8 protein-coding genes and 1 tRNA gene are annotated in these 5,096 nt (G+C 32.5%); 8 read left to right on the forward strand and 1 reads right to left on the reverse strand.

Annotated features, from left to right (window positions below):
- Together Q0505_RS02460 and Q0505_RS02465 are read left to right on the forward strand one after the other, a co-directional pair.
- The coding region (locus Q0505_RS02460) for a hypothetical protein (protein WP_299208416.1) at positions 1-198 on the forward strand (198 nt) is incomplete at its 5' end.
- A gap of 25 nt (positions 199-223) precedes the next feature.
- Positions 224-296, forward strand: a tRNA-Gly gene (locus tag Q0505_RS02465).
- Here the strand turns inward: Q0505_RS02465 and Q0505_RS02470 are convergent.
- The gene (locus Q0505_RS02470; RefSeq protein WP_299208418.1) at positions 296-784 is read right to left on the reverse strand and encodes a hypothetical protein; all 489 of its coding nucleotides are present in this window, start codon (positions 782-784) and stop codon (positions 296-298) included. The two genes, Q0505_RS02465 and Q0505_RS02470, sit on opposite strands and share 1 nt — an antisense overlap.
- A gap of 145 nt (positions 785-929) precedes the next feature.
- On the opposite strand from Q0505_RS02470, the gene smpB reads away from it, so the two are divergent.
- From smpB to Q0505_RS02500, 6 genes are all read left to right on the forward strand, one after another.
- The gene (gene smpB, locus Q0505_RS02475) at positions 930-1,385 is read left to right on the forward strand and encodes an SsrA-binding protein SmpB (protein ID WP_022839421.1); all 456 of its coding nucleotides are present in this window, start codon (positions 930-932) and stop codon (positions 1,383-1,385) included.
- A complete protein-coding gene (gene tyrS, locus Q0505_RS02480; RefSeq protein ID WP_022839422.1) occupies positions 1,385-2,596 on the forward strand; it encodes a tyrosine--tRNA ligase in 1,212 nt (403 codons plus the stop codon). The genes smpB and tyrS overlap by 1 nt, the downstream gene beginning before the upstream one ends.
- Before the next feature lie 97 nt (positions 2,597-2,693).
- Complete coding sequence (trxA, locus tag Q0505_RS02485; protein WP_022839990.1) at positions 2,694-3,029, forward strand: thioredoxin; 336 nt, start codon at positions 2,694-2,696, stop codon at positions 3,027-3,029.
- A 19-nt stretch (positions 3,030-3,048) separates the two neighbouring features.
- Positions 3,049-3,984, forward strand: a complete 936-nt coding sequence (trxB, locus tag Q0505_RS02490; RefSeq protein ID WP_022839991.1) for a thioredoxin-disulfide reductase — start codon at positions 3,049-3,051, stop codon at positions 3,982-3,984.
- Between the two features lie 32 nt (positions 3,985-4,016).
- Positions 4,017-4,721 (forward strand): ATP-binding cassette domain-containing protein, encoded by a 705-nt coding sequence (locus Q0505_RS02495; protein WP_022839992.1) that lies wholly within the window; start codon positions 4,017-4,019, stop codon positions 4,719-4,721.
- 28 nt (positions 4,722-4,749) lie between these two features.
- Positions 4,750-5,096: hypothetical protein (locus tag Q0505_RS02500; protein ID WP_299208436.1), on the forward strand; the 347-nt coding region annotated here is incomplete at its 3' end.

The following is a 5,096-nucleotide window of genomic DNA, read 5'->3' on the forward strand; positions in this document are numbered from 1 at the left end:
AACGATCCTAATGTGCTTAGCCTAGTTACAAAGTATCAAAAAGAAGCATTTGAATTAGGACAATCTTTGGCTAAGTATGGAGATCGTAGTATATTTTTTAGCGTTCCTCTTTCTCCTACGATTCCAGACGATAGGAGTGTAGCAGCGTTTATTGAGAAGATAGCAGATAGCGCAGATTTTTCTTTTGAAAAACCATAATTTTGTTTTATTATGAACCACACATGCGAGTGTAGCTCAGCTGGTAGAGCACAACCTTGCCAAGGTTGGGGTCGCGCGTTCGAATCGCGTCACTCGCTCAGTCTTTAGTCCAACCTAAAAAACCATTTATTATTCTCTTATGAACTATAAAAGAGCTAGTCTTTAATTTTTCCTCTCTTATTTCATAATACCATTTGAGTATATGATCGTCTATATGCTTCATCATGATACCTGAGCCATACCTTTTAACAATTATCTCTTTAAACTTGTCTAGGTGGTAGTTTTGAAGCTTTATTGAGCTGTTTTTAGGTGGTTTTATATTAAAGTGTATCATTTTATGTTTTAGATAGGTTGTAATAGCCTTATTTAGCTGCATTTCTTGTTTACCGCCTTTTTTGATATCAAAAACACGATCAAGCTCTTTTTTTTGTTTTAAGCAATCATCCCAGGTTAGGGCAGGGCCGATTTTTCCTAAAGTTATATTAAAATACCTTTTTTTATTTTTTAAAGGATCGTACGCATAAATCGAATACATTACATATCCATCATTTTTCCCATTTCTTTTTCGTTTATAAATACTACTCATAATTATATTTTCTCTTTAAGTTTTGGTATTAATATGTTACAAAAAAACTTAACACACAATTATTATACACACAATGTTGAAAACTTTGTATATGTAACAATATTTAAATTTAACAAAATAATATTAAAATAATACAACTTTTTTTATGAGCGAAAATATAGAGATTATCAGTAAAAATAGAAAAGCTTTTTATAGTTATACGATCATTGATACTTATGAAGCTGGAATGATTCTCCTCGGTAGTGAGGTTAAAAGCTTAAGAGAAAAGAAATTAAATTTAAAAGATAGTTTCGTTTCAATTAAAGACGGAAAAGTTTGGTTAATTGGAGCTCATATTAGTTCATATTCTCATACTGGTTTTTCAGGTCATGCCCCGACGAGAAATCGTGAATTATTACTACACAAAAAAGAGATGATTAGAATTAAGAATGTTGCTGCTCAAAAAGGATTAACTATTGTCCCCTTAAAGGCTTATTTTAAAGGAGGGATAGCGAAAATTGAATTTGCTACAGCAAAAGGCAAGAAAACATATCAGAAAAAAGACGCTTTAAAAATGAAAGATTTAGATAGAGAAGCTCGACGAGAAATGAGTAAAAAATAATGGGATTTTTACCAGTAGATGATCAATTAGAAATTATCTCTAAAGGGACAGAAGAGGTAATTCCGCTTCAAGATCTTAGACATAAGCTCGAATCTTCCATTAAAAACAATAAGCCTCTCGTCGTGAAACTTGGTTGTGATCCCAGTAGACCTGACTTACATATAGGACATAGTGTTGTTCTCCAAAAACTCAGAGATTTTCAAGATCTAGGACATCAGGCTATACTAGTAATCGGCGATTTTACAGCAATGATCGGAGATCCTTCTGAGCGCAATAAGACACGTCCACAACTTACTTTAGAAGAAGCAAAAGCTAATGCTGAATCATATATTGAACAATCTAAGGTCATACTTGATGTAAAAACCCTTAAAGTCTTATTTAACAGCACTTGGCTAAATAAAATGAACTTCTCTGATGTAATAAATATGAGTAGTAAGTACACAGTTGCTCGCATGATTGAAAGAGATGATTTCACAAAACGTTTTGAATCTGAGATACCTATTTCAATGCATGAGTTTTTGTACCCATTAGCGCAAGCGATGGATTCTGTTGAAATAAAATCCGATGTAGAACTCGGTGGTACAGATCAAAAATTTAATTTATTAGTTGGTAGAGATTTACAGCGAGAATACGATCAAGAACCTCAATCTATCATTACGTTACCTCTTCTTGAGGGAACGGATGGGATAGAAAAGATGTCTAAATCTTATGATAATTATATTGCTTTAGACGATTCAGCTCAAGATATGTATGGCAAACTAATGTCTATTAATGATTCTATGATTACAAAATATTATAAACTAGCCGTATTTGCAGAAAAAGAAAAAGTTTTATCCATTGAAGAGCAACTGAAAGATTCCTCTATAAATCCTAGAGACATCAAAAGAGATTTAGCCAAAGATTTGGTTGAGCGCTACTATGACAAAGAAACAGCATTAGAAGCTGAACAAGCATTTGACCAAATATTTGTTAAAAAATCTATCCCAGATGATATGCCTATTTTCCAAGTTAAGATTGACTCTAATATTCTAGATATATTATTGTCAGAAAAATTAATTGCTAGTAAGGCAGAAGGTAAGCGTTTAATAGGTCAGAATGCTATCAAAATTGACGGAGAAGTATGTTCTGATATAGGTTATGTTGTAAGTAAAGGGTGTGGTGAGCTTATTGTGAAGATTGGTAAAAGAAGATTTTTAAAAATTTCAGGCTAATCCTCATCTGAGAAATCATTTAACTTATTTTTTTGTTACTCAAATTCAATTATTCTTATAAATTCCAAGGTAATTATTAATATGATTTGGAAAACTTATGTCTGATAAAATTATCAAAATAACAGATCAAAACTTTGATGAGCTTGTAATTAAAGCAGAAAAGCTCGTAATTGTAGACTTTTGGGCTGAATGGTGCGGTCCATGTAAAGCTATAGCACCCATTTTAGATAAAATTTCTGATGAATTTAGCGATAACGTACTTGTAGGTAAGGTAAATGTCGATGAAGTCAAAGAAGTGCCCGTAAAATACGGTATTCGCAGTATTCCAACTCTCTTGTTTTTTTATAATGGTGAAATTGTAAAGCAAGAGGTTGGTCTTCAGTCTGAGCAGGCATTAGTTGATAGTATTAACCAAATCATAAAAAAAAGTTAATATTAAACAATTAATTTAAGTGACAGATAAAACTATTCATAAAACTATCATTATCGGTTCTGGTCCAGCTGGATTAACAGCTGCAATCTATGCTGCTCGTGCTAATTTAAGTCCAATTGTGTTTGAAGGGAATCAGCCTGGAGGGCAATTGACAATTACTACAGATGTAGAAAATTATCCAGGATTTCCTGACGGTATTTTAGGTCCAGACATGATGGATCTTTTCCGAAAGCAAGCTCAAAAATTTGGAGCCGAGTGTTTTTATAAGCACGTTTCAAAAGTTGATTTTTCCAGCTCTCCATTTAAAGTTTATGTTCTTGAGGAGGAGTATCTTGCTGAATCAGTAATAATTTCTACTGGTGCATCAGCAAGAATGTTAGGACTCGATGCAGAAAAAGAGCTAATGGGATACGGGGTAAGTACTTGTGCAACATGTGATGGTTATTTTTTCAAAGACAAAGAAATTGTAGTAGTGGGTGGAGGCGATTCTGCTATGGAAGAAGCAAGTTTTTTAACAAAGTTTGCTAGCAAGGTAACTCTTGTTCATCGAAGAGATGAGTTTCGTGCATCCAAGATTATGATTGATAGAGTTCTGGATAATCCAAAAATTGAAATTATTAAGAATGCAGTTGTATCTGATATTCTTGGTTCTCAAAAAGATGGAGTTTCTAGTATTCTACTAAAAGACACTATTGACGGAAAAGAAAGAAATTTTGAGTGTGACGGTATATTCTATGGAATTGGCCATAAGCCAAATACTGATCAGTTTAAAGGTATTATCAATTTAAACGATCAAGGATATATAGTTACTAATCCAGGATCAACTTTGACTAATGTAGCTGGAGTATTTGCCTGCGGTGACGTGCAAGACGATCATTATAGGCAAGCAATTACAGCAGCAGGCTCTGGTTGCATGGCCGCAATAGATGCAGAAAAATATTTAGAAGATTTATAGAATAGTTTTTCTGTCTTTTCAAGGAGAAAAAGATGGAATTAAAACAAATTTATGATATTAGTGGTCTAAAATTAAAATTTGGATCGAAAAAAGCACTAGAGATTAACACTCTAAAGTTTCACAACGGATTAATTTATGGCGTATGTGGTAATTTTGGATCTGGAAAATCTTCCTTACTTAAAGTTCTTTCAGGACTTCAAAAAGAATCAAATGGCGATGTTCTTTACCAAGGAGCTAAGTTCAAATCTGGTTTCTTCGGAGGCATTAAAAAGCATAAAGAGATTCAATATATTCATGTAGATATGCTTAAAGAGAGTTCTACTGTTGAACAATTCTTAAAAAGTATGTTTTCTAGTAAAATAAAACAGATTCAAACACGCCACTTTAAACACTTCAGTCTTGAGCATTTATGGAAAACACCTATAGGTAAGTTATCGGATGGTGAAAAGCATTGGTTGAAAATTGTTGTAGGGGTAGAAAAAGATCCTAGAGTTCTTATTATTGATGATTATGCTCTGCATCTTGATCCGAAAAATGAAATGATTCTTCGAAAGAAATTGATGAAAATGAACAATATTCTAGGGACTACAATCATTTTATCTTCCACAAATGATTATTTTGTGAAACAATTTGCAAATGTGGTCATATATTTAGATAACGGACATGTATCAAAAGTCAGAAAAGGATATAAGCGTAATAGCTTCAACAAAAGCAAATTCAAAAACAAAAAGTCGTAATATTTTCAATCTATTAGTTTTTGTTTTATTGATTGGACCTTTATTTAGTCAAATTGACAATAGGTTTAATATTTTTAGTTGGGAGCAGTATGGTGGGGTAGGTGCGATTAATTCTATATCAGAAGATTATTCATATTTTTATTTTGGTACAGAAGATGCAGGAATTCTAAGATTAAATAAATTTTCACAGGAATTTGCAAAACCAATTACTCAAGCTCAGGGAATAAAGTCTCAATCAATTGAGCATATTTATTTTGATGAGCATACAGGAATTTTATGGTCTGTAGGAGATAGTTTTATTGAATATAGTTTCTCTAGAGAGGGTAATTGGAATAAAATAGACTATAGATTACTTTCATTGAAATCTGGCACTCA

This window comes from uncultured Dokdonia sp. (assembly GCF_937910895.1).
Lineage (GTDB): Bacteria > Bacteroidota > Bacteroidia > Flavobacteriales > Flavobacteriaceae > Dokdonia.

Coding starts and splice junctions, on each gene's coding strand:
- tyrS (WP_022839422.1), top strand. CDS start 1,385: ATGGGATTTTTACCAGTAGATGATCAATTAGAAATTATCTCTAAAGGG.
- Q0505_RS02495 (WP_022839992.1), top strand. CDS start 4,017: ATGGAATTAAAACAAATTTATGATATTAGTGGTCTAAAATTAAAATTT.
- Q0505_RS02470 (WP_299208418.1), bottom strand. CDS start 784: ATGAGTAGTATTTATAAACGAAAAAGAAATGGGAAAAATGATGGATAT.
- trxA (WP_022839990.1), top strand. CDS start 2,694: ATGTCTGATAAAATTATCAAAATAACAGATCAAAACTTTGATGAGCTT.
- smpB (WP_022839421.1), top strand. CDS start 930: ATGAGCGAAAATATAGAGATTATCAGTAAAAATAGAAAAGCTTTTTAT.